General features: G+C 70.0%; 23 protein-coding genes. 6 read left to right on the top strand and 17 right to left on the bottom strand.

Annotation, left to right across the window (positions count from 1 at the left end; all coding sequences use genetic code 11):
- Nucleotides 1-65: 65 nt before the first annotated feature.
- Nucleotides 66-1,145 (bottom strand): EamA family transporter, encoded by a 1,080-nt coding sequence (locus AOM06_RS02105; protein WP_082105236.1) that lies wholly within the window; start codon nt 1,143-1,145, stop codon nt 66-68.
- Nucleotides 1,146-1,184: 39 nt separating this feature from the next.
- Here AOM06_RS02105 and AOM06_RS02100 point away from each other — a divergent pair, with 39 nt between their 5' ends.
- The gene (locus AOM06_RS02100) at nt 1,185-1,718 is read left to right on the top strand and encodes a CGNR zinc finger domain-containing protein (RefSeq protein ID WP_062301979.1); all 534 of its coding nucleotides are present in this window, start codon (nt 1,185-1,187) and stop codon (nt 1,716-1,718) included.
- Between the two features lie 40 nt (nt 1,719-1,758).
- Entirely contained in the window at nt 1,759-2,352 is a 594-nt protein-coding gene (locus AOM06_RS02095; RefSeq protein ID WP_062301976.1) for a hypothetical protein, read from the top strand.
- A 3-nt stretch (nt 2,353-2,355) separates the two neighbouring features.
- On the opposite strand, the gene AOM06_RS02090 is transcribed toward AOM06_RS02095, so the two are convergent.
- Nucleotides 2,356-3,792: a helix-turn-helix domain-containing protein gene (locus AOM06_RS02090; protein WP_062301972.1), complete on the bottom strand. Its 1,437-nt coding sequence runs from the start codon at nt 3,790-3,792 to the stop codon at nt 2,356-2,358.
- 134 nt (nt 3,793-3,926) lie between these two features.
- Between AOM06_RS02090 and AOM06_RS02085 the strand changes: the two genes are divergently transcribed.
- Nucleotides 3,927-5,780, top strand: coding sequence for a phosphoenolpyruvate carboxykinase (GTP) (locus AOM06_RS02085; RefSeq protein WP_062301969.1), 1,854 nt, complete (start codon nt 3,927-3,929; stop codon nt 5,778-5,780).
- A 61-nt stretch (nt 5,781-5,841) separates the two neighbouring features.
- On the opposite strand, the gene AOM06_RS02080 is transcribed toward AOM06_RS02085, so the two are convergent.
- From AOM06_RS02080 to AOM06_RS02055, 6 genes are read right to left on the bottom strand one after another with little or no spacing between them, the layout of a single operon-like run.
- Nucleotides 5,842-7,560 (bottom strand): amidase, encoded by a 1,719-nt coding sequence (locus tag AOM06_RS02080; protein WP_062301967.1) that lies wholly within the window; start codon nt 7,558-7,560, stop codon nt 5,842-5,844.
- On the bottom strand, nt 7,557-8,597 hold the full coding sequence (locus AOM06_RS02075) for an agmatine deiminase family protein (RefSeq protein ID WP_062301964.1): 1,041 nt from the start codon (nt 8,595-8,597) through the stop codon (nt 7,557-7,559). Before AOM06_RS02075 ends, AOM06_RS02080 begins: the two co-directional genes overlap by 4 nt.
- 45 nt (nt 8,598-8,642) lie before the next feature.
- The gene (locus AOM06_RS02070; protein WP_062301961.1) at nt 8,643-9,008 is read right to left on the bottom strand and encodes a Rid family hydrolase; all 366 of its coding nucleotides are present in this window, start codon (nt 9,006-9,008) and stop codon (nt 8,643-8,645) included.
- Complete coding sequence (locus AOM06_RS02065) at nt 9,005-9,748, bottom strand: class I SAM-dependent methyltransferase (RefSeq protein ID WP_062301958.1); 744 nt, start codon at nt 9,746-9,748, stop codon at nt 9,005-9,007. The genes AOM06_RS02070 and AOM06_RS02065 overlap by 4 nt, the downstream gene beginning before the upstream one ends.
- 39 nt (nt 9,749-9,787) lie before the next feature.
- On the bottom strand, nt 9,788-10,141 hold the full coding sequence (locus AOM06_RS02060; RefSeq protein WP_062301956.1) for a zinc ribbon domain-containing protein YjdM: 354 nt from the start codon (nt 10,139-10,141) through the stop codon (nt 9,788-9,790).
- Between the two features lie 9 nt (nt 10,142-10,150).
- On the bottom strand, nt 10,151-10,966 hold the full coding sequence (locus AOM06_RS02055) for a GNAT family N-acetyltransferase (RefSeq protein ID WP_062301954.1): 816 nt from the start codon (nt 10,964-10,966) through the stop codon (nt 10,151-10,153).
- A gap of 235 nt (nt 10,967-11,201) precedes the next feature.
- Between AOM06_RS02055 and AOM06_RS02050 the strand changes: the two genes are divergently transcribed.
- Nucleotides 11,202-11,540, top strand: a complete 339-nt coding sequence (locus AOM06_RS02050) for a hypothetical protein (RefSeq protein ID WP_062301951.1) — start codon at nt 11,202-11,204, stop codon at nt 11,538-11,540.
- A gap of 303 nt (nt 11,541-11,843) precedes the next feature.
- Here AOM06_RS02050 and AOM06_RS02045 read toward each other — a convergent pair whose 3' ends face one another.
- The 4 genes from AOM06_RS02045 to AOM06_RS02025 all read right to left on the bottom strand — a co-directional run bounded on the left by AOM06_RS02045 (nt 11,844) and on the right by AOM06_RS02025 (nt 14,894).
- Nucleotides 11,844-12,230: a hypothetical protein gene (locus tag AOM06_RS02045; RefSeq protein WP_062301948.1), complete on the bottom strand. Its 387-nt coding sequence runs from the start codon at nt 12,228-12,230 to the stop codon at nt 11,844-11,846.
- A gap of 849 nt (nt 12,231-13,079) precedes the next feature.
- Nucleotides 13,080-13,433 carry a HepT-like ribonuclease domain-containing protein gene (locus AOM06_RS02035; RefSeq protein WP_062301942.1) on the bottom strand — a complete coding sequence of 118 codons (354 nt, stop codon included), beginning with the start codon at nt 13,431-13,433 and terminating at the stop codon, nt 13,080-13,082.
- The gene (locus AOM06_RS02030; protein WP_062301940.1) at nt 13,430-13,759 is read right to left on the bottom strand and encodes a nucleotidyltransferase family protein; all 330 of its coding nucleotides are present in this window, start codon (nt 13,757-13,759) and stop codon (nt 13,430-13,432) included. Before AOM06_RS02030 ends, AOM06_RS02035 begins: the two co-directional genes overlap by 4 nt.
- A gap of 199 nt (nt 13,760-13,958) precedes the next feature.
- Nucleotides 13,959-14,894 carry an aldo/keto reductase gene (locus tag AOM06_RS02025; protein WP_062301937.1) on the bottom strand — a complete coding sequence of 312 codons (936 nt, stop codon included), beginning with the start codon at nt 14,892-14,894 and terminating at the stop codon, nt 13,959-13,961.
- Nucleotides 14,895-14,978: 84 nt separating this feature from the next.
- Here AOM06_RS02025 and AOM06_RS02020 point away from each other — a divergent pair, with 84 nt between their 5' ends.
- Nucleotides 14,979-15,575, top strand: coding sequence for a TetR family transcriptional regulator (locus AOM06_RS02020; RefSeq protein WP_062301934.1), 597 nt, complete (start codon nt 14,979-14,981; stop codon nt 15,573-15,575).
- Between the two features lie 114 nt (nt 15,576-15,689).
- On the opposite strand, the gene ychF is transcribed toward AOM06_RS02020, so the two are convergent.
- Nucleotides 15,690-16,775, bottom strand: a complete 1,086-nt coding sequence (gene ychF / locus AOM06_RS02015) for a redox-regulated ATPase YchF (RefSeq protein ID WP_062301932.1) — start codon at nt 16,773-16,775, stop codon at nt 15,690-15,692.
- A 105-nt stretch (nt 16,776-16,880) separates the two neighbouring features.
- Between ychF and AOM06_RS14680 the strand changes: the two genes are divergently transcribed.
- Nucleotides 16,881-17,036 (top strand): hypothetical protein, encoded by a 156-nt coding sequence (locus AOM06_RS14680; protein WP_156163540.1) that lies wholly within the window; start codon nt 16,881-16,883, stop codon nt 17,034-17,036.
- A gap of 143 nt (nt 17,037-17,179) precedes the next feature.
- Here the strand turns inward: AOM06_RS14680 and AOM06_RS02010 are convergent, their stop codons facing one another.
- From AOM06_RS02010 to AOM06_RS01995, 4 genes are all read right to left on the bottom strand, one after another.
- Nucleotides 17,180-18,913, bottom strand: coding sequence for a dipeptide ABC transporter ATP-binding protein (locus tag AOM06_RS02010; protein ID WP_062301929.1), 1,734 nt, complete (start codon nt 18,911-18,913; stop codon nt 17,180-17,182).
- The gene (locus AOM06_RS02005; protein WP_062301926.1) at nt 18,910-19,848 is read right to left on the bottom strand and encodes an ABC transporter permease; all 939 of its coding nucleotides are present in this window, start codon (nt 19,846-19,848) and stop codon (nt 18,910-18,912) included. Before AOM06_RS02005 ends, AOM06_RS02010 begins: the two co-directional genes overlap by 4 nt.
- A complete protein-coding gene (locus AOM06_RS02000; protein WP_062301924.1) occupies nt 19,841-20,767 on the bottom strand; it encodes an ABC transporter permease in 927 nt (308 codons plus the stop codon). Before AOM06_RS02000 ends, AOM06_RS02005 begins: the two co-directional genes overlap by 8 nt.
- A 197-nt stretch (nt 20,768-20,964) precedes the next feature.
- Nucleotides 20,965-22,623: a peptide ABC transporter substrate-binding protein gene (locus AOM06_RS01995; protein ID WP_082105235.1), complete on the bottom strand. Its 1,659-nt coding sequence runs from the start codon at nt 22,621-22,623 to the stop codon at nt 20,965-20,967.
- Nucleotides 22,624-22,757: the final 134 nt, after the last annotated feature.

Below are 22,757 nucleotides of genomic sequence, written 5' to 3'. Positions count from 1 at the left end.
TTCCGTGTGGAGGGGGGAGAACGGTCCGACATGGACCGCCGGGCCATTCTACCGGTGCACGGGCGTCACGCGCGCTCGGGAGCCGCCTCCGGCGTCGTGAGCCCCTCCTCGGGGGACGATGCGCGGGTCACCTCGTCGACGATGCCCGCAGGAACCGTGTCCGGGACCACGTCGGCACCCGGGAGCGCGGCCTCCGGCGCGGCGGCGAGACCCTCGTCGGGCTCGCCGAGCTTGACCAGCACCACGCCTGCGAGGACGAGCCCCGCACCCGCGATCTGGATCGGGGCGGGCGCCTGGCCCACGAGCGCCCAGGCGAAGAGCGCGGCCGCGAGGACCTCGGTGAGGGCGATGAACGAGCCCAGGCGCGCGCCCAGGCGGCGCGTCGCCGCGATGCCGACCACGTAGGCGACGGCGGAGGTGATGATGCCGAGCAGCAGCACCGCGACCCACCACGGCATGTCGCCGGGCACCAGGTGCACCGTCCGGGTGGTGAACACCACAGGGAGCACTCCGGTGGCGGCCGCGACGCCGAGGATCGCGGCGGCGACCACGAGGCCGCCCCACGCGAGCGTCACGGGCGGCAGGCCCGTGGAGGTCGAGCCCGAGATGACGAAGTAGACGGACGCGCCGACCATCGCGCCGAGCGCCCAGCCGATGCCGACGATGCTCACCTCGGCCGCGCCGCCGATGAGATCGAGCAGCAGCACCAGCCCGGACATCGCGACCACGGCGCCGAGCAGGGTCAGACGCCCGGGCTTGTGGCCGCGCGTCGCCCACAGGTACCCCACCACCACGATGGGCGACAGGTACTCGATGAGCAGCGCGACGCCGACGTCGAGGTGCCCGACCGCGAAGAAGTAGAACAGCTGCGCGCCCGCGACGGCGAACGCGCCGTACGCGATGACCGTGCCGGCGGCGCGGCGCAGCAGGGACCACCGGCCGCGCAGCGCGATGAGGGCGGGGACGGTCAGGACGACCGCGGCGATCGCGACGCGGACGAGCGTGGCGGCGCCTGCGGTCCAGCCTGCGTCCATGAGCCCGCGGGCGAGGCTGCCCGAGAGTCCGAAGGAGGCGGCGGAGAGCAGCGCGAAGCCCAGGCCCTGCGCGCGGTTGACGCGCGCGGCGTCATGAGTCAAAGCGGTCATGGCTCATGACTCTAATCGGGCGTTTGGTAATGTGTCAAAATGACGTTCGCACATGACACGGCCGAGGCCCTCGAGTCGGGCGTGTTCCTGTCCAACTCCGAGCTCGAGCCCGACACGCTCACGTCGCTCGACGAGCTCGTCGAGTTCTTCGACCGCTTCGGCTACACGGGGAGGCGGCCCACCGCCGAGGACCTCGAGCCGGTGCGCGCGATCCGCACCCCGCTGCGTCACCTGTTCCTCGCGAGCAGGGACGATGCGGTGCCGCAGGTCAACGCGATCCTCGCCGAGCAGCACGCCCTCCCCCAGCTGGTCCGCCACGGCGACGTCGACTGGCACATCCATGCGACCTCGGACGACCAGCCGCTGCACGTGAGGATCCTGGTCGAGACGGCGATGGCGATGATCGACGTCATCCGCAGCCACGAGCTCCAGCGCTTCTCGCGCTGCGCGATGGACGACTGCGAGGGAGTGGTGCTCGACCTGAGCCGCAACCGCTCGCGCAAGTACTGCACCGTCACGTGCACCAACCGCGCCGCGCAGGCCGCCTTCCGCGCGCGGCAGTCCGAGGACTGACCGCCCCGTCGCGCATGCCTGCCCGTGGGACGATGGGCGCATGCAGACCTTCCGCGCGCGCTCGTCCGTGATCTGGGGCTGGGGCGCCGTCGCGCTCGGCGTCGCGGTGGCGACCATCCACGTCGTCACCGTCGGGTTCGGCTACGCCACGGGCGGCCTGGGGCTCGGCACGGGCGCGGCGCTGTTCGGCTACGCAGCCTTCCTGCGCCCCCGCGTCACCACGCGTGAGGACCACGTCGAGGTCCGCAACATGATGCAGATCGCGACCGTCGAGTACGCGCGCCTCGCGGACCTCGAGACCCGCTGGTCGCTCGAGCTCGTCGGGGACGACGGGCTCAAGATCGGCGCGTTCGCGGCGCCGGCCCCCAACACGGCCCAGGTGCGGGCCGCGCAGCGCGAGGCGCAGCACGCCCGCGGCGACGAGAAGGCGCAGTACGGGCGCGCCGGCGACCGCCTGGGCACGCCGTCGGGCGACGCCGCCGCGATGGTGCACGCCGCATCGTCCGCATGGAAGGCGGACCACCCGGACGCCGCCGGCGGCGAGGGACCGTCCGTGGTGCGGCGCCCCGACTGGACGGGGATCGCCATCGTGGTCGTCGCGACCGCCGCCGCCGTGTGGGGGCTGTTCGGCTGACCGCTACCGCGGGTCGCCCGCGTGGGACTCGAGGAACTCGTAGAGCTCGCGGTCGTCGACCCCGGGGTACGTCCCCTGCGGCAGCGGAGAGAAGATGTGCGCGTGGACGCGCGCGCTCGCCCAGGCGCGGCCGCCCCAGCGCTCCGCGCTCTCCGCGTCGGGACGCCGGCAGCAGCTGAGGTCGGGGCACCGTGACGCCGCGCGGTTCTGGGTCTCGCGGCCGCGGAACCACCGCGACTCCTCGAACGGGACGCCCAGGGTGATCGAGAACTCCTCGGCCTCGGTGGTGCCGGTCTGGGTCGCCTCGAAGAAGGTGCCGACGGGGGTGTCGGTGTACTGGAAGTACTCGGTGGTGCGCGTGGTGCGCGCGAACGCCCGCCGCGCGCTCCAGTAGCGGCACAGGACCTGCCCCTCCGCGGCGCCGGTGACGTCCACGGGCAGCGGCAGGCCGTCGTTCTCGTACGCGCGCACGAGCGCTCCGTCGCCGCCCGCGCGCAGGAAGTGCAGGCGGATCCCGAGGTGCACGGTCGCGAGGTTGGAGAAGCGCAGCGCCGCGGCCTCATGCGTCACGCCGAAGGCGTCGCGGAAGTCCTCGATCGCGATGTCCCGTGCGCGCTTGGCGCTCTCGAGGAATGCGACCGCGGCCGTCTCGGGCATGAGGCACGCGGCGGCGTAGTAGCTCGCGTCCTGCCGCTGGCGCAGGAAGTCCGCGTAGTCCTTCGGCTCGCCGTGGCCGAGCCGGATGTGCGCCATCGCCTGGAGCGCGAGCGAGCGCAGGCCGTGGCCGCCGGGGATGGAGGCCGGAGGGATGTAGATGCGGCCGCTCTCGAGGTCGAGCACGCAGCGCGCCGAGTGCGGGAGATCGTCGGCGTGGACGATGCTGAGCCCCAGCCGCTCCGCCATGAGGCTCACCGAGCGGTGCGTGAGGGCGCCGCCCGCATGCCCGACCGCGGCCACGTCCTCGGAGGCGAGCGCCTCGATCTCGGGCACATGGTTGTCCACTTCCTCCATGCGCAGCCGCTGTCGCGTGTTGGCCCGGCGGGCCTCCTCCGGCGTCGCGATCGCCTGACGCGCCCGCCGATCGAGCTCGCGATGCAGGCCCACGAGCGTGCGCAGGACGTCGTCCGGCATCGAGCGCGTGGGCCGCAGCGCGGGCAGCCCGAGCTCGCGGTAGGCGGAGCCCCCCTGCGCACGCTCGAGGGCGATCTCCAGGGCCGCGCGTGGGCTCGGCGGCGCCTCGTCGAGCAGGTCGCCGACCGTGACCCCGAGCCGCGCCGCGATCGCGGTGAGCAGAGAGATGCGCGGCTCGCGTCGGCCGTTCTCGATGAGCGAGAGCTGGCTCGGCGCGACGTCGACGTCGCGGCCGAGCTGGTCGAGCGTGAGCCCCGCCTGGGTGCGGAAGTGGCGCACGCGGCGCCCCAGGGTGGAGAGATCCGACATGGAATTCACGTTAGCGAAAGAATCGCCAATCTTCACGAGAAATGTGCCACCAAGACGCGCGGGCGTCCCCATAGTGTCGAGAGCAGGCACCAAGTTTCACGCCGGTCCCCGTCCCCGAGTTCCAAGGAAGAACCATGGCGATCATCGACCAGCCGCTCCGCGAGCCCGCCGCATCCGTCTCCGTCCCGTCCCCCGACGGCGCCGACCCGCGCATCGTCGCGTGGGTGGAGCGCCTCGCGCTCCACGCGACCCCCGACGAGGTGGTCTGGTGCGACGGCTCGCAACCCGAGCGGGCCCGGCTGATCCGCGACATGGTCGACGCCGGCACGCTGGTCGCGCTCGACGACGCCAAGCGCCCCGGGAGCTACCTCGCACGGTCGAACCCGGAGGACGTCGCACGGGTCGAGTCGCGCACGTTCATCTGCTCCGAGAAGGAGGAGGACGCCGGACCCACCAACAACTGGGTGCCGCCGTCCGCCATGCGCGAGACGCTTCACGGTATGTTCCGCGGCGCGATGACGGGCCGCACCATGTACGTGATGCCGTTCGCGATGGGGCCGATCGGCGGCCCGCTCACCCGGTACGGCGTGCAGGTGACTGATTCGCCGTACGTGGTGGTGTCGATGGGCACGATGACCCGCATGGGGCACGCCGCGCTCGCCGAGATCGGCCCCGACACCGAGTGGGTGAGGTGCGCCCACACCGTCGGCGCGCCGCTCGCGCCTGGCCAGGCCGACGTGCCGTGGCCGTGCAACCCGATCAAGTACATCTCGCACTTCCCCGAGACGCGCGAGGTCTGGTCCCACGGCTCGGCCTACGGCGGCAACGCGATCCTCGCCAAGAAGGCCTTCGCGCTGCGCATCGCGAGCGCGATCGGCCAGGACGAGGGCTGGCTCGCCGCCCACATGCTGCTGCTCAAGGTCACCAACCCGCGCGGACGCGTCTTCCACGTGGCGGCCGCGTTCCCGAGCGCGTGCGGCAAGACCAACTTCGCCATGCTGCAGCCCACGATCCCGGGCTGGAAGGTCGAGACGCTGGGCGACGACATCGCCTGGATCGCGCCCGGCCCCGACGGGCGCCTCCGAGCGATCAACCCCGAGGCCGGGTTCTTCGGCGTCGCACCCGGCACCGGCTGGTCCACCAACCCGGTCGCGATGGACACCCTCACGCATGACGTGGTCTTCACCAACGTCGCGCTCACCGACGACGGCGACGTGTGGTGGGAGGGCATGACCGACGAGGCCCCGGCGCACCTCACGGACTGGCTCGGGCAGGACTGGACGCCCGACGCGGACCGCCCCGCCGCGCACCCCAACTCGCGCTTCACGGTCTCGGCCGCGCAGTGCCCGACCATCTCCGACGACTGGGACGACCCGGCGGGCGTGCCGCTGGACGCGATCATCTTCGGGGGGCGCCGCGCGACCAACGTGCCGCTCGTGTCGCAGGCGGCTTCCTGGGAGCACGGCGTGTTCATGGGCGCGACCCTCGCCTCCGAGCGCACGGCGGCGGCCGAGGGAACGGTCGGCGAGCTGCGCCGTGACCCGTTCGCGATGCTCCCCTTCTGCGGCGTGAACATGGCCGACCACTGGCAGCACTGGCTCGAGGTCGGCGAGAAGGCCGAGGCGGCGGGCGGGGCCCCCGCGATCTTCCAGGTCAACTGGTTCCGCAAGGACGCCGACGGGAAGTTCCTCTGGCCCGGCTTCGGCGAGAACATCCACGCGCTGGCATGGATGCTCGACCGCATCGAGGGCCGCACGGGCGCCGTCACCAGCCCGTTCGGCCTGGTCCCCGAGGACGGCGCGATCGATCACGCCGCCGCCGGGGTCTCCGACGAGCAGTGGTCCGCGCTGTTCGGCCTCGACAAGGCCGCGCTCTCCGCCGAGGCGGACGATGCGGCCGCGTTCCTGGACTCCTACGGCGCCAAGGTCCCCGTCGAGGTGCGCGAGCAGCTCGCGGTGATGCGCGGCGCCATCGACTCGCTCGACTGAGGGGGATCGGGCAGAGGCGGGGCCCCGGCCGGAGCGCTACCTCCGGCTGGGGCCCTTCGCGCTACAGGCGCGGGGTACGCGGAGGCTCCTCCCTCCGCCGCCCCGCGCCTTCGCCCTGCGTCGCCTCGAAGCCCGCGGCGAGCCGCAGCAGCCGCACGTCGTCCCAGCCCCGACCCGCGAAGGTGAGGCCCACGGGCATCCCGATGTCGCGCATCGTGCCCATGGGCACCGTGACCGTGGGCACGCCGAGGTGCCGGATCGCGAGGTTGCCGTTCGCGACCCACACGCCGTTGCGCCAACCGGCCTCCGCGCTCGCGGGGTTGACGTCCATGTCGGCCGCACCCACGTCCGCGACCGCGGGGAACACGATCGCGTCGAGCCCGAGCCCGTCCATCCACTCCTCGAGGTCGAGGCGGCGGGTCTCCTCGAGCCCGCGCAGGCCTCCCTCGAGCTCGGGGATGTCCTCGAAGCGCGCGGGGAGGCCGGCGCGGACCACGTCGGGGTAGACCGCGATGTCGTCGTCGAAGCCGGTGTAGCGGTCCGGGAGCGCGCCCACGGGATGCGGGAAGATCCGCGCGCCGTCGATGGACGTGAGGTCGGGAAGCGCCGGGTCGCCGTTGGCGCGCAGGAAGTCGTCCCAGGCCCACGCGGAGAGGTCGACGATCTCGCGACGCAGGTATTCCGGCGAGACCAGGCCGCGCGTCGCGATCGTGGGCGCGCCCGGGCGATCCCCCTCGTAGTTGCTGATCATCGGGAGGTCGACCTCGACCACGGTGGCGCCCGCAGCCTCGAGGTCCCGTCGCGCCGCGTCCCACAGCTCGAGCTCGCTGGGCCGGGGCACGATGCGCGTGCCAGTCGGGCCGCCGATGCCGCCGCTCCCGGTGCCGGCCTCCGGGTCCGAGCCCAGGTACATGCGGGGCACGCCGATGCGCGCACCCGCGAGCGCCGCGCCGGCATCGTCCCCGAGCGCGGGATAGGAGGCGGGACGATGCGCGGACGCGGCGGGGATCTCGATCCACGGCTGGGCGCGCCACAGGTCGCCGCGCGGTTCCGCGTCGTCGGCGACGATCACGTCGAGCACCTCGAGCAGGTCCGCCATGGTGCGCGCGTGCGGCACCACCACGTCCATGGTGGGCACGAGCGGCCAGTTGCCGCGGACCGAGATCACGCCGCGGCTCGGGGTGTAGGCGCACAGGGCGTTGTTCGACGCGGGCCCTCGACCGGAGGACCAGGTCTCCTCCCCCAGCCCGAAGGCGGCGAACGACGCCGCGGTCGCGGTGCCCGAGCCGTTCGAGGATCCCGAGCCGAAGGGCGCGGTGAGGAAGTCGGCGTTGTACGGGCTCTCGGCGCGGCCGTAGACGCCACGCTGCATGCCGCCGTTGGCCATCGGCGGCATGTTGGTGAGCCCCAGGCAGATCGCGCCCGCCGCGCGCAGCCGCTCGATGGTGAACGCGTCGCGCTGAGCGACCAGGTCCGCGAACGCCGGGCTGCCGGCTGCCGCGGTCAGGCCCTTCACCAGGTACGAGTCCTTGGCGGTGTACGGGATGCCGTCGAGCGGGCCTCGGATCTCTCCCCTGGCGCGCCGCGCATCGGACGCGCGCGCCTCCGCGAGCGCCTCGGGGTTGTCGACCACGATCGCGTTGAGGGCAGTCACGGTGCCGGGGCGGTCGTACGCCTCGATCCGCGCGAGGTACGCGGTCACCAGCTCCTCGCTGGTGGTGCGGCCCTCCTCGAGCGCGGAGCGGAGCTCCGCGATGCCCGCCTCGACCACGTCGATCATGCGCGCTCCCCCACCGCCGGCTGCTGCTGCGTGATGCAGTGGATGCCTCCGCCTCGCGCGAAGATCTCCCGCGCGTCCACGGTGACGACGGCGCGCCCCGGGTACGCCTCCGCGAGGATCTCCCGCGCCCGGGCGTCGGCCGCATCGTCCCCGAAGCCGCACGCGACCACGCCGCCGTTGGCGACGTAGTGGTTCACGTAGCTCCAGTCGACGGGACCGTGCTCGTCGGTCAGCTGCGTCGGCGCCGGGAGGTCGACGATCTCGAGGCTGCGTCCCGCCGCGTCCGCCTGGCCCTTGAGGAGGTCGCGAAGGTCCGCGCTCACCGTATAGTCCGGGTGCGCGGGGTCGGTCTGCGCGTGGAGGAGCAGCCGCCCGTCGCCGACGAGCGTCGCGACGATGTCCACGTGGCCGTTGGTGCCGAAGTCGTCGTAGTCGCGGGTCAGGCCGCGTGGCAGCCAGATCGCGCGCGTGGCCCCGAGCCGCGCCGCCATCTCCGCCTCGACGCTCTCCCGGGTCGCGGTGGGGTTGCGGCGCGGGTCGAGCTGGACCGTCTCGGTGAGCAGGACGGTGCCCTCGCCGTCGACGTGGATGCCGCCGCCCTCGTTGGTGAGGTCGCTCGGGACCAGCTCCGCGCCCGCCGCCTCGGCGACGATGCGGCCGAGCCGCGCCGACTTCTGCCATTCCGCCCAGGCGGGCGCTCCCCAGCCGTTGAAGACCCAGTCCACGGCGCCCAGCGCGCCGGGCCGCGCATCGTCCACCACGAAGGTGGGGCCCACGTCGCGCATCCAGAACTCGTCGACGGGAGCCTCGAGGATCTCGATGCCGCTGCCGAGCATGCGACGTGCTCGCACGGTCTCGGACGGGTCGACGACCATGGTGACGGGCTCGAGCTCGGCGATCGCAAGGGCGACGGCCGTCCAGGCCGCGTAGCCGGCCTCGCGCTCGGTCCCGGTGTCGCCGAGCGTGGGTCCCTCGCAGGGGAAGGCCATCCAGCAACGTTCGTGGGGCGCGGTCTCGGGGGGCATGCGCCAGGCCATGGGTCCTCCTCGGGGTGGGATGCCGAGACTAGCGCGGCGCACGCGTCAGCCGCGGTAGGCGGTGACCTCGATCTCGATCCGCATGGCGGGGTCGATGAGGCCGCACTGCTGCATGGTCGCCGCGGGCCGGATGTCCCCGAACCACCGCCGCAGCACGGGCCAGCACTCCTCGAAGTCGGCGGTGTCGGGCAGGAGGTAGCGGACACGCACCACGTCGGCCATCGAGAACCCGCCCTCCTCCAGCGCGGCGGCGATGGTCGCGAGCGCCGCGTCGGCCTGCGCGGCGGGCTCGGGGCTCGTCGTGCTCGTGGTGCCCGAGACGTCGCACCAGTCGCCCTGGACCACGGCGCGCGAGTACGCGACCTGGTCCTCCCAGGGGCCGCCGCTGCGGATGAGGCGCCGCTCGCTCACGCGCCGTGCTCCGCGACGCGGGCGCGGAAGCAGTGCGTGACGTACGGCATGCGGTACTCGCCCCCGTCGGCGAGCTCGGGCGTGCGCGCGATGAGGTGCTCGAGCGCGACGTCCAGGTCCGTGCGGTAGATGTCCGATGCGGTGATGTAGCTGCTGCGGGAGTGGACGAGCGCGCGCAGGCCCTCGGCGGTGACCGGACGCTTCCACGTGAGCTCGTTGATCTCGAGCGGGCCGAACGGAGCCGGGACCCGCGGCGGCCCCGCCGCGATCATGGTCTCGGCCGACGAGTGCCCGATCACGCGCGTGAGCGCCGACACCCAGTCGCTGCGCTCGTTGCGGATGTTCCAGATGAGGCCCAGCACCCCGCCCGGCGCGAGGACGCGCGCGATCTCCCGCGCGGCGGCCTCCGGCTCGACCCAGTGCCACGCCTGACCCATGACCACGGCGTCGACGCTCGCGTCCTCGAGCGGGATCTCCTCCGCCGTGCCGCGGAGGGTCGGCACCCGCGGCACGTGGGCCTCGAGCGTCGCGAGCATGACGGGGTCGGGGTCGACCGCGACCACCTCGGCGTGGCGGCACCGGAGGATCGCCTCGGTGAGCTTGCCCGTGCCGGCACCCAGGTCGAGGACCCGGCCGGTCACGCCCTCGAGCAGCCAGTCGACCGACTGGAGGGGGTACCCCGGGCGGCCCTTCGCGTAGTCGGATGCGGCCTTGCCGAAGCTGAGCGATCTCTCGTTCACGCGACCACGGTAGCGGGCGGTCGCCGGGACCCGGGTCCGTCAGGCCTTCTTCACCACCGAGGACTTGAGCTGCATGGGCCCGAAGCCGGGCACCGTGCAGTCGATGTCGTGATCGCCGACCCCGTCCACCAGGCGGATGCCGCGCACCTTGGTGCCCACCTTGATGGGCTGCGACGAGCCCTTCACCTTGAGGTCCTTGATGACCGTCACCGTGTCGCCGTCGGCCAGGACGTTGCCCACCGCGTCCTTGATGACGCGCACCGCATCGCCCGCGGCATCGTCACCGGCGTCGGGCGACCACTCGTGGCCGCACATGGGGCACACCAGGAGCGCGCCGTCCTCATAGGCGTACTCGCTGGCGCACTCGGGGCACGGGGGCAGGGCGTCGCTCATGGTTCGAGCCTAGGACGCGTCGGGGCCTCGCGCGGGCTGATCCCGCCTCCACTCGTACGGGGTGGTCGTCGAGGCCCGGCGCAGGCCGGAGCGTTCGAGGATCGGTCGGGAGTGCTCGGTCGAGTCGCTCATGATCAGCGTCCTGCCCAGCGCGAGCGCTTCGCGAGCGCGCGCGGCCGTGAGCGCGCGGTAGACGCCGCGGCCCCGCCAGCTCTCCACGGTGGCCCCGCCCCAGATCCCGGCGAAGTCCGTGCCCGCGACGGGCTCGAGGCGGCCCGCGCCGATGATCTCACCACCGGCCTCCGCGACCCAGAGCTGCATGCCCTCGTGGGTCGCGAGCCTGGTCAGGATCATCTGCGCGTGCGAGTCCGAGATCGCGCCGTCGAACACCAGGTCCGTCATGGCGGACATGGCCCGCACATCGGCCTCATCGTGCACCCGACGCAGGGTCACGCCGTCGGGGAGAGGGACGTCGACCGCAAGCGCCGCCGCGTCCCCAAGCATGATCCACTCGACCTCGCCGGCGACGAAGCCATGGGCGACGAGCGCCTCCTCGAGACCCGGCGCATGATCATGCCCGCGGGTCTTCCACTCCACGTGCGTGATGACCGGATCGGAGGCGAAGAGCTCGAGCGCGCCCGCGACCAGTCTCCTCACGTCCGCCGCATCGGCCCCGTCCAGGTCGCGATAGGTGACGAAGCCCTGGCCCTCACCGAAGCTCACCAGCAGGAGCGGGCCCATCCGGGTGATCCCGCTCGCACCGACCGCCTCGACATCGCCGCGCAGCTGGTCGTCGTACAGGCGGAGCAGGCCGGCGGTGTCCATCCCGGTCACGGTACCGCTTGCCGGAACCGCGTCCTAGCGGGACATCAGGGCAGGATTCGCGGCCGATCGCGCCCCCATGTCCCGCCAGGCGCCAGGCATGGTCAGACGTTGAACCTGAACTCGCCCGCGTTCCGAAGCCGAACAACTTCAAGGCCGCGTCCGCGGTCGGGCGTACCCATGCTGGAACCTTTAAGCCTTCCCGTCGACGGTCCCGACCGCAGGCTAGGGTGCCGGCATGGACTGGTCACCTGTACCCCGAGAGGACGAGATCCCGTGGGTCGCCGACGTCGACCACTACCGCATTCGCATCTGGGGCAGGCCCGTCGACGCCGGCTACGCCTGGAACCGCGACGACTGGAAGGCGCCCGCATCGGCAACGTTGGACGATGTGCTCGCGTGGGCGCGCCAGAGGGGCGTCCATGCCGTCATCGAGGTGTTCGCGGTGCTCGTCCCGGCTGGCGGGCCGATGCTCGACGCGCGGCAGAGTGCGGCCGTACGCGTCTACGGTGCGCCGCCCGCCGGGGCGGACGTCAGTGACGAGGTGATGATCGTCGCTGAGCGGGACGCTCTCTAGAGCGGCCGCATGCCGAAGCGATCCGAGCGCCAGCGGGACATCAGTGCAGGATTCGCGGCCGATCGAGCCCTCATGTCCCGCCAGGCGGCAGACGTGGTCAGACGTTGAACCTGAACTCGACCGCGTTCCGTAGCCGAACAGCCTCTCGCAGAGAGCAGCAGAACACCGGCCTCTTCGTCCGGCGTCGCCTGGACCGAGCGGATCATCGCACGCGCTTCCCAAGTGTGGTCAGCTTCCGGCTCCCACGCCACCGGCGGGTGCGATCTGGTTCTGCCGTGCGCGCCTTCCAGTGTGGTTGAAGGCCTACGTCGGCTGCGAGCCCTTCCGATTCATCCACCAGTCTTCGTCCCGGTCCGCACCCTCGACCGACTCGATCATCGAATGCACATGGTCGATGAGCTCCTGCGGTGGTCGCACCTCGTGGTCCGCGATGTAATGCGAGAACCCTTCGGGCCAGACGTACACGCCGTCGGTGAACTCCACGCTCCCGTTGTTGCAGCCGCACATTCGGCAAGGCGTGTACCCCATATAGGCACGCGCGACGATCCCGGTCTTGAGGTACAGGGCGACGGCGCCACGCTCGTCGGGGTCCCACTCGCGATCCACGAACTCGTCCGGTACCGGCCATTGCGCGGAAGCCTGGTCCCCAGCCCAGTAGCCAACGAGTCTGAGTCGGCCGATTTGCGTCACGAGTCCTCCATCTGCGCGAATGCACCAGCGCCGGAGGGTCAAATGAGTTCAGGGTGCCTCGCACCGTGGGCGCACCCAAAGGTTACTGCCGAGGAACTCGACACGGGCGGGACGCGAGCCTGAGCCCACCAACCGTACGCAGGCCTGGCCAGCGAGGAATTGCCAGTTCAGGCCTGCAAGGTGGAACCGGAACTACACATTGAACCTGAACTCGACCGCGTTCCGTAGCCGAATAATGTCTGGACTGCGCGAACTCACCCGATCGAATGCGGCGCGATTCCCGCATCGTCCTCCTTGATCGCGTAGCGCTCAAGCCTCACCTCCCCGTGCGACTGGAGGGCTTCCGCAACGGCCTAGACTGCCAGCGCCATACGTGCGATCCGGATCAGGCGCTCGCAATAGGGGCGTGCATCCTCGGGAAATGCCCCGAGCGAGCGCTCCAGCTCGTCGCGCGCGTGACGTAGACCAGCACGGTCAGACTCGGTTAGCGACCCGGCCCTCGAGGCCCAACCGAAGATATCTGCGTCGATCATCACGGCATCCACTCCGCCGTAGTCCCTGCCCATGACCACAGAGTCCGGGAACGGCTCCCCCAAATGGCGGCGCAGCTCGTCTGCAAGGGTTGTCGGCACCCTCGGAGCATAGGTCACGACCAGGTGCGCGCGCGGGGAGCACGGCGGCTACCATCGCTCGACCTGCAGCGTTGCTCACGGGCAGAATTCAGCGTGCCACCCGCGATCGAGGGAGAACGGCAACCTACTCACCACGTCCGTTCAAAGGTTGAACCGGAACTACACATTGAACCTGAACTCCACAGCGTTCCGTATCCGCATAACCTCACCGCAGACTTCAGACCTCTGCCGCCGGGTCACCCTCGACGTGCTGCCGCAGTGCGTCGGCCAGCGGTGGGAGATGGTTCTCCACCACATCCCGGATGACGTCAAGGTCGACGCCGAAGTACTGGTGTACGAGGATGTTCCGGAAGCCACGGATCTCGGGCCAGGCGATCTCGGGGTGGGCGTCGATCACGTCAGGCGTCAGGTGGTTCGCCGCCTCGCCGATGATCTGGAGGTTCCGCTCGATCGCGTCCTCCGCCATCCGCACGACGTCGACAGTTCCTGCGTCGAGGAGAGCGATATATCGACGACACCGCTCCACCGACTCGAGGATGTCCGCGATCCGCTGCTCGACGCCTCGCGTCACAGGGCAACCGAATCCTCGACGGCCGACCTCGAGATGGGCCTCTTCAGCAGCTGCACGGGGAACACATCGATGTCGTCGCGGCCGAACAGCACCCGCACCTCCTCAAGGAGACCGGAGGCCCGCATGAAGACGTTGCCGTCCGCGGGGTCCATGTCCACGAGGATGTCGATATCGCTGCCCTCGTGTGCCGTTCCACGCGCGACCGATCCGAACAGACGCGGATGAGTCGCTCCGTAGCGCGCGAGCAGCGCGTCGAACTCCTCGCGACGCGCGTCGATGAGCCCGCGCAGCGCGAGCGTCTCGGGCGTCACGTCGACCTCGGCCATAGCCCCAGGATAACGAAGCCCACCCAGACGGGTGAGGGTGCTATCTCGAGCGGCCAGAGGCTGAACCGGAACTACACATTGAGCCTGAACTCGACCACGTTCCGTAGCCGAATACCCTGTGACAACTCGCGAACGAAGGAAGCGGGCACCTCGAGCGTCGCACCGCTCGAGGTACCCGCCCGTCACGTCGGAGCCAGGATCAGCGTCCCGCGACCACTCCTCCGGTCGGTGCGATCTCAGCGATGCGCGCGAGGTCAGCGTCGGTCAGGACGATGCTTGCGGAGGCGATGTTCTGCGCGACGCGTGCAGGGTTGCGCGAGCCGGGGATGGGGACGATGTAGTCCCGCTGCGCGAGCAACCAGGCGATGGCGAGCTGCGCGAGGGTCGCACCCTTCTCATCGGCGAGCGCGGTGAGCGCCTCGACGATGGCGACGTTGGCGTCGTAGTGCTCGGGGGCCCAGTACGGGATGCGCTGGCGGAAGTCGGTCGCGTCGTAGGCGGAGCGGGGCTGGACCGCGCCGGAGAGGAAGCCGCGCGCGAGCGGCGAGTAGGCGACGAGGCCGATGCCGAGCTCCTCGAGCACGGGCAGGAACGCCTCGGACTGGCGGGCGAAGATCGAGTACTCGGTCTGGAGCACCGAGATCGGGTGGACGGCGTGTGCGCGCCGCACATTGTCGGGCGTCGTGTTGGACAGGCCGAGGTACCTCACCTTGCCGGCGTCGACGTACTCCTTCATCACGCCCACGACGTCCTCGACGGGCACGGCCGGGTCGTGGACGTGCTGGTAGAGCACGTCGATGTGGTCGACACCGAGGTTGCGCAGGCTGTTGTCGACCACGTTGCGGACGTGGTCGGGCTGCGAGTTGGGGGCATACGTGGGCGTGAAGCCGAACTTGGTGGCGATGGTGACCTGGTCACGGATCGGCGCGAGGGCCGTGCCGAGGAGCTGCTCGCCGACACCCCAGCCGTACATCTCGGCGGTGTCGAAGTGCGTGACGCCGAGGTCGTTCGCGCCGCGGATCGCGGCGATGGACTCGGTGTCGTCGCTCGGGCCGTAGCCGACTGCGGTACCCATCGCGCCGTAGCCGATGGCGGAGACGGCGAGGCCCTGACGGCCGAGGATGCGCTGTTCCATGGGGTGTCCCTTCTCGTGTGACTTTACGACAGAATACGCCTGATCTGTCAGTCTCTGCCACTTGTGGCGCGCTATGATGGATCTATGAGCGAGGTCACCAAGCCCGGAGGCACGCGCGCGATCGCGCGCGACGCGGTCCGTGCGCGCATCTCCGAGGTCGCGGTGGACCTCTTCGATGAGCATGGGTTCGACAACGTCACCGTCGAGCAGATCGCCGCCGCGGTCGGCGTCTCGCCACGTAGCGTTCACCGGTACTTCCCCGCGAAGGAGGACACGGTGATCGGCGATCCTGCTGGCTGGGGCGAGCATGTGCGGGACCAGCTCGTAGCTCGCCCCTCAGACGAGCCGATCTGGGACGCGCTCCTCGCGTCCTACGAGGCGTTGCTCGCGACCCCAGGCCGGAACGAGGCGCAGGGTAGGAAGGCGATGCGCATCCTCGGCAGCACGCCGGCCCTGCGGGCGCGAAACCTTGAGAAGCACCTGCTGTGGGCACACCTGCTCACGCCCATCGTCGCCGAACGCCTCGAAGGCGACCACCGGGGCCTGCGCGCCGAGGCCATCGTCCAGGCCTCCCTCGCCTGCTTCGACATCGCGCTCACCGCATGGGCGGAAGCCGATGCGGTCGAGAGCTCGGTGGAACTCCTCCGCCGCAGCTTCGGCGCGCTCCAGCCCACCGCGTAGTCGACGCGCGTCAGTACCCGACTCTGCATGCGCGTATGGCGCGGTCACAGTCCGCCAACAAAGGCGAGACCCCGCCGCTCACGTGGAGCAGCGGGGTCGTAGCGGCAGCCGGAGCTAGACGTTAAACCTGAACTCGACCACGTCGCCGTCCTGCATGACGTAGTCCTTGCCCTCGATGCGGACCTTGCCCTTGGCCTTCGCCTCGGACATCGAGCCGGTCTCGAGCAGGTCGTGGAAGTGGACCACCTCGGCCTTGATGAAGCCGCGCTCGAAGTCGGTGTGGATCACGCCGGCCGCCTGCGGGGCGGTCCAGCCCTTGTGGATGGTCCACGCGCGAGCCTCCTTGGGCCCCGCGGTGAGGTACGTCTGCAGGCCGAGCGTGTCGAAGCCGACTCGCGCGAGCTGGTCCAGCCCGGACTCGTCCTGGCCGTTCTCCGCGAGCATCTCGCGGGCCTCCTCCTCGGTGAGCTCGACCAGCTCGGCCTCGAACTTCGCGTCGAGGAAGATCGCCTCGGCCGGCGCGACCTGCGCCGCGAGGGCGGCCTTCTTGGAGTCGTCGGCGAGCACCGCATCGTCCACGTTGAAGACGTAGATGAAGGGCTTGGCGGTGAGGAGGTTGAGCTCCTTCACGTCCGCGAGGTCCAGCTTGGCCTCGGGAGCGCCGGCGCTCAGCGCCTTGCCCGACTCGAGGATCTCCTTCGCGGTCTGGACAGCGGCGAGGAAGTTCGGGTCGGCCTTCTTGGCGCGCACCTCCTTCTCGAGACGCGGGATCGCCTTCTCGACCGTCTGGAGGTCGGCGAGGATCAGCTCGGTGTTGATGGTCTCGATGTCGGACGCCGCGTCGACCTTGCCGTCGACGTGGATGACGTCGGGGTCCTCGAAGCCGCGGGTCACCTGGCAGATCGCGTCCGCCTCGCGGATGTTCGCAAGGAACGCATTGCCCAGGCCCTCGCCCTCGGACGCACCCTTGACGATGCCCGCGATGTCGACGAACGACACCGTCGCGGGGACCTCGCGCTCCGAGCCGAAGACCTCGGCGAGCTGGCCGAGGCGCGCGTCCGGCAGCGGGACCACGCCGACGTTGGGCTCGATCGTCGCGAACGGGTAGTTCGCGGCGAGCACCTCCGCGCGGGTGAGGGCGTTGAAGAGCGTCGACTTGCCGACGTTGGGGAGACCGACGATTCCGATAGTGAGTGCCACGGGCGACAAGTCTACCGGCGGCAGGTCCTGCCGCCTGTCGGGACGATGCGGCCGTCGCCCGGGCGCGGCGGTGACACGCGCATCGTCCCGCCGTAGGCTTCCCGGATGAGCTTCGAGGAGCTGTTCAACCAGGGCGCCGCGCACATGCGCGCGCAGAAGGACCTGGACAAGATCAGGCCCGCCACCGAGGTGGTGGGCGAGGCGCCACCCTTCGACGAGGACTCGCCGCTGGCGGGCCTCGAGATCCCGGCGCCGGAGTAACGCGACACAGCGACCGGGGCTGCCCCATGGGGCGCACGGGCAGACCGGAGACGACGGTGGGTGCCCCATTCGGCGGGTCTGCCCCACGCACAGGGCCCCGGCCTCCCTCGCGGGAGAGCCGGGGCCCTGTGCTGTCTCGGTGCTTACGCGCCGAGCGGGATGTTCGCGCCGGGGATGGCGTCGAGCAGCTTCTGCGTGTACTCGGTCTTCGCGTTCGCGAAGATCTCCTCCACGTTGCCCTTCTCGACGATCTTGCCCCGCTCCATCACGGCCACGTCGTCGGCGACGACGCGCACGACGGCGAGGTCGTGGGTGATGAAGAGGTACGTGAGGCCCAGCTCCTCCTGGAGGTCCGCGAGGAGCTGCAGCACCTGCGCCTGGACCAGCACGTCGAGGGCGGAGACCGCCTCGTCGAGGATGACCACGTCGGGCTTGAGCGCGAGGGCGCGGGCGATCGCCACGCGCTGACGCTGGCCGCCCGAGAGCTCGTTGGGGTAGCGCGACGCGATCATGCGCGGCAGCGCGACCTCGTCGAGCACCTCGTTGACGCGCTGCTGGCGGGACTTCTTGTCGCCCACCTTGTGCACGTCCAGCGGCTCGCGGATGATCGCGCCGATCGAGCGCATCGGGTCCAGGGAGCCGTACGGGTCCTGGAACACCGGCTGCATCCGGCGGCGGTGCTCCAGCATCTCCGCACGGCCGAGCGCGGTGGCGTCCTTGCCCGCGATGAGGATCTCGCCCTCGGTCGCGGTCTCGAGGCCGAGCACCATCTTGGCGACGGTGGACTTGCCCGAGCCGGACTCGCCCACGAGCGCCATCGTGGTGCCGCGCGGCACCTGGAAGTTGACCTTGTCGACTGCCGTGAACGGCTCCGAGCGGAAGCCGCCCTTGCGGATCGAGAAGACCTTGGTGAGGTCCTTCACCTCGATCGCCGGCGCGCCGGCGTGGTCGGCCTTGTCCACCACCGCGTGGCGGTGGGCCGATGCGGCCGCGAGGTCGATCTCATCGCCCTGCGGGGCCTCCGTCACCGACACCTTGGTCGACTTGAGGCGCTGCGACGCGAGGCTCGGGGCCGCCGCGATGAGGCGCTTCGTGTACGGGTGCTGGGGGTTCTGGAGGATCTCGAGGCTCGGACCGGCCTCGGCGATCTTGCCCTGGTACATCACGATGACCTTGGACGCGCGCTCGGCGGCGAGGCCCAGGTCGTGCGTGATGAGCAGCAGCGCCGTGTTCTTCTCACGCGTGAGCGACTCGAGGTGGTCGAGGATCACGCGCTGCACGGTGACGTCGAGCGCCGAGGTGGGCTCGTCCGCGATGAGCAGCTTGGGATCCGCCGCCAGGCCGATGCCGATGAGCACGCGCTGACGCATGCCGCCGGAGAACTGGTGCGGGAACTGCTTCATGCGACGCTCCGCGTCGGCCAGACCGGCCTCCTGGAGCACCTCGATCGCGCGCTTGTCCGCGTCCTTCTTGCTCTTCGCCATGTTGTTGGCAAGAACAGCCTCACGGACCTGGAAACCGACGTTCCAGACCGGGTTGAGGTTGGACATCGGGTCCTGCGGGACGTAGCCGATCTCGCGGCCGCGAACCTCGACGATCTCCTTCTTGGAGGCCTTCGTCAGGTCCTTGCCGCCGAACATGACGGAGCCGCCGGTGATGCGGCCGTTGCTCGGGAGCAGGTCGATGATGCCGGTGGCGGTGGTCGACTTGCCGGAGCCGGACTCGCCGACGATCGCGACGGTCTCGCCCGGGAAGATGTCGAACGAGACGCCCTTCACCGCCTGGACGAAGCCGTTACCGGTCTGGAAACCGATCTCGAGGTCCTTGATGGAGACGAGCGGCTCCGCGTAATCGGTCACATTGGTCTCCTGGGTCATCCGCGGGCCCTCGCCTTCGGGTCGAGGGCGTCGCGCACGAGCTCGCCGAGCGTGATGAAGGCGAGGACGGTCACGGTGAGGAAGATCGACGGCCAGATCAGGGTCATCGGCGCGGTGCGGATGCTGGTCTGCGCCGCGCTGATGTCGTTACCCCAGGACATGACGTCCGGGCCGAGGCCCACACCGAGGAAGCTCAGGGTGGCCTCCGCGACGATCGCACCGCCGAGCGACAGCGTGAGGTACACGATGACCGGGGTGATCGAGTTGGGCAGCACGTGCGAGATGAGCGTGCCGAACTTGGTCCGACCGGTCGCGGTGGACGCCATCACGAAGTCCCCGGACTTCACACGCAGGATCTCGGAGCGCAGGATGCGGGCCAGGGAGGCCCACGCGAATCCACCGATCGCGAAGGCGAGCGTGAGGACGTTGCGGTAGTCCGAGAAGGTCGTCATGATCACGACGGCCGCGAGGATGTAGGGGATCGAGAAGAAGATGTCGCCGAGGCGGGACAGGACCGAGTCGACCCAGCCGCCGTAGAAGCCGGCGAGCGCGCCCATGATGACGCCGAGGACGCCGGAGATCAGGGTGGCGAGCAGGCCGACCGCGAGCGAGGTGCGGGCGCCCCACACCACACGGGCGTAGACGTCGCAGCCCAGGCGCGTGAAGCCCATCGGGTGGCCCTCGGTCGGGCCGCCGTTGGAGTCCACCAGGAAGCAGTCCTTGTCGGGGGCCACATCGGTGAACAGCGTGGGGAACAGCGCCATCAGGAGGATGACGAACACCGCGGCGAGAGAGATGTAGAACAGCGGGCGGCGACGCAGCGAACGCCACGCGTCGCGCCACAGGTTCGAGGGCTTCTCGTCGAGCTTGATCTTGTCGACCTCGGCCATCTCGTTCTCGTCGAACGGCGCGACGTAGTGCTCGGGCTTAGGCATAACGGATCCTCGGGTCAAGAACGGCGTAGAGCAGGTCGACCAGGATGTTGATGGCGACGTACGCCAGCACCATCACGGTCACGAAGCTCACGACCGTGGGCCCCTCACCTCGCACGATCGCCTGGTAGAGCGTGTTGCCGACGCCGGGAATGTTGAAGATTCCCTCGGTCACGGTCGCGCCGACCATCAGCACGCCGAAGTTGGCGGCCGAGTTGGTGACGACGGGGATGAGCGAGTTGCGCAGCACGTGCACGGGGATCACGCGGCGCGCAGGGAGGCCCTTCGCGTACGCGGTGCGGACCCAGTCGCGGCTGCGCGTGTCGATGACGGTACCGCGCATCAGGCGCATGGACGTGGTGAACAGGCTCAGCGCGAGGACGATCGCCGGCAGCAGCATGTTCGAGAAGCTCGTGTCCGCGCCGACGGTCGGCGAGGCCCAGCCCCACTTGATCGCCACGAAGTACTGGGCGATGAAGCAGAGCACGAAGATCGGCACCGACATCAGGATGAGGCCGATCACGAGCGTGATGTTGTCGAACAGCTTGCCCTTGCGGAGGCCGGCGAAGAGGCCGAGCACCACCGCGGTGATGAACTCGAACGTGATCGCCATGGCTGCGAGCTTCAGCGTGACCGGGAAGGTGCGCGCGAGCACGGTGCCCACGTCCTCACCCGAGAAGGTCGTGCCCAGGTTTCCCGTGAACAGATCCTTCATGTAGAGCCCGTACTGCACGATGAACGGCTGGTCCAGGTGGTACTGGGCCGCCAGCGCGTCGTACACCGCGGGGCTCGGCGTCTTGTCGCCGAACATCGCGAGGATCGGGTCTCCCGGCATGGAGAAGACCATGAAATAGATCAGGAAGGTGGTGCCGATCACGACCGGGACCGCCTGGAGGAGGCGGCGGACCACATACATCAGCATGGGCGCGCTCCTCGGATGTGCTTCGTCTGGAACATATGGTGGCCGATTCTACTCTGCGTGCCGAGTGCATCCGTCCCCACGGTGGGGTTGGCCGCGCTCAAGGCCCCGTCGGGCGTGAGCGAAGTCACGTCCGACGGGGCCTTGAGGACAGACGCACTTTGCCCGCCTCGCGGTCGCGAGGCGGGCAAAGGTGGCGCTTACTTCTTGGTGATCTCGTAGAACAGCGGGACCGAGTGCCAGTCGAACTGGACGTTCTCGACGGTGTCCGCGTAGCCACCGGTCACGTTGGAGTACCAGAGCGGGATGGCCGGCAGGTCCGTGAACAGGACCTCCTGCGCCTGCTGGAACTTCTCGATGGCCTCCTCGGGCGTCGAGGCGGTCTTGCCCTCGTCGACCAGGGTGTCGAACTCCTCCGAGGAGTAGTCGCCATCGTTCGAGCCGGCACCGGTGTAGTAGATCGGGCCGAGGAAGTTCTCGAGCGACGGGTAGTCCGCCTGCCAGCCGGTGCGGAACGCGCCGGTGATGGTGCGGTTCGTCACGTCGGTGCGGAAGTCGGCGAAGGTCGCGTAGGGCAGGCCCGACGCGTCGATGCCGAGCGTGTTCTCGATCGAGTTGGTGACAGCCTCGACCCAGGTCTGGTGACCGCCGTCCGAGTTGTAGCCGATCGAGAAGGTGCCCGACCACGGCGAGATCGCGTCGGCCTCGGCCCAGAGCTCAACCGCCTTCTCGGGGTTGTACTCGAGGACCTCGGAGCCGGGGATCGAGTCCGACCAGCCGTCGATGACCGGCGACGTGAAGTCGGAGGCCGGCGTACGGGTGTCCTGGAAGATCACGTTCGTGATCTCGTCGCGGTTGATCGCCATCGAGAGCGCCTGGCGACGGAGGTTGCCCTCCTCGCCCGAGAAGTGCTCGAGGTTCTGCGGGATGGTGAAGGACTGGAAGATCGCGGCGGGCTGGTTGACCGCGCGCTCGCCGAGGTCGTCACCGAAGGTCGCGAGGTTCGCGTCCGGGATGCCGTCGATCACGTCGACGTTGCCCGCGAGGAGGTCCGCGTAGGCGGCGTCCTGCGACGCGTAGAAGACGATCGAGAGGCCGTCGTTCATGACCTCGCGCTCACCGGCGTACGAGTCGTTGACCGACAGGTCGATCTGGACATCGTGCTTCCAGTCGTCCGCCGAGGCGAGCGTGTAGATGCCGTTGCCGACCGGGGCCTTGCCGAAGGCCTCGGGGTCCGCGAAGAAGGACTCGGGCAGCGGGTAGAAGGCCGAGTAGCCGAGCGCGAGGGGGAACTCCGCGTTCGGCGCCGCGAGCGTGATGGTGAAGGTCGAGTCGTCGATGACCTTGAGGCCGGACATCTCGGGGTTGGAGGCGCCCTCCTCCGAGTTGTAGCCGTCGAAGCCCTCGATCTGCTCGAAGAAGTAGCTGTTGAGCGCGGTGGCGGAGTTCGCCGGGTCGGCGCCCCAGTTCCACGCGTCCACGAAGGAGCTCGCGGTGACGGGCGTGCCGTCGGTGAAGGTCCAGCCGTCCTTGAGCGTGACGGTGAAGGTCTGCGAGTCGTCGGTCTCGATGGACTCGGCGACCTCGTTGTGCGCGGCGCCGGTGGCGTCGTAGTACACAAGGCCCGCGAAGAGGGCGTCGATGATCTTGCCGCCGCCGGTCTCGTTGGTCGCGACCGGGATGAGCGGGTTCTGCGGCTCGGAGCCGTTGGTCTTGATGATGGCGGCGCCGGTCGATGCCGAGTCGCCCGCCGTCGCGGTCGAGTCGGACTCGGAGCCCTCAGGCGAGCAGCCGACCAGGACGAGCGCGGACGCCGAGGCGAGGGCCGCACCGCCGATCACGGACTTGCTGAACTTCACTTTTCCTCCTACATGCGCCCGCCGAGCGGCGGGCTTGGATAGGCGCCGGACCGGGGTGTCGGAGCGGCGACTCGGATGCACGCTGATGACGTGCAACCCGGACAGGCTAAACAATCTCTGATTACCGGAGTGTT

It is taken from the genome of Demequina subtropica (assembly GCF_000971235.1).
Lineage (GTDB): Bacteria > Actinomycetota > Actinomycetes > Actinomycetales > Demequinaceae > Demequina > Demequina subtropica.
Note: the sequence above shows the minus strand (reverse complement) of the source record. Positions and strands in the feature narration are given on the sequence as shown.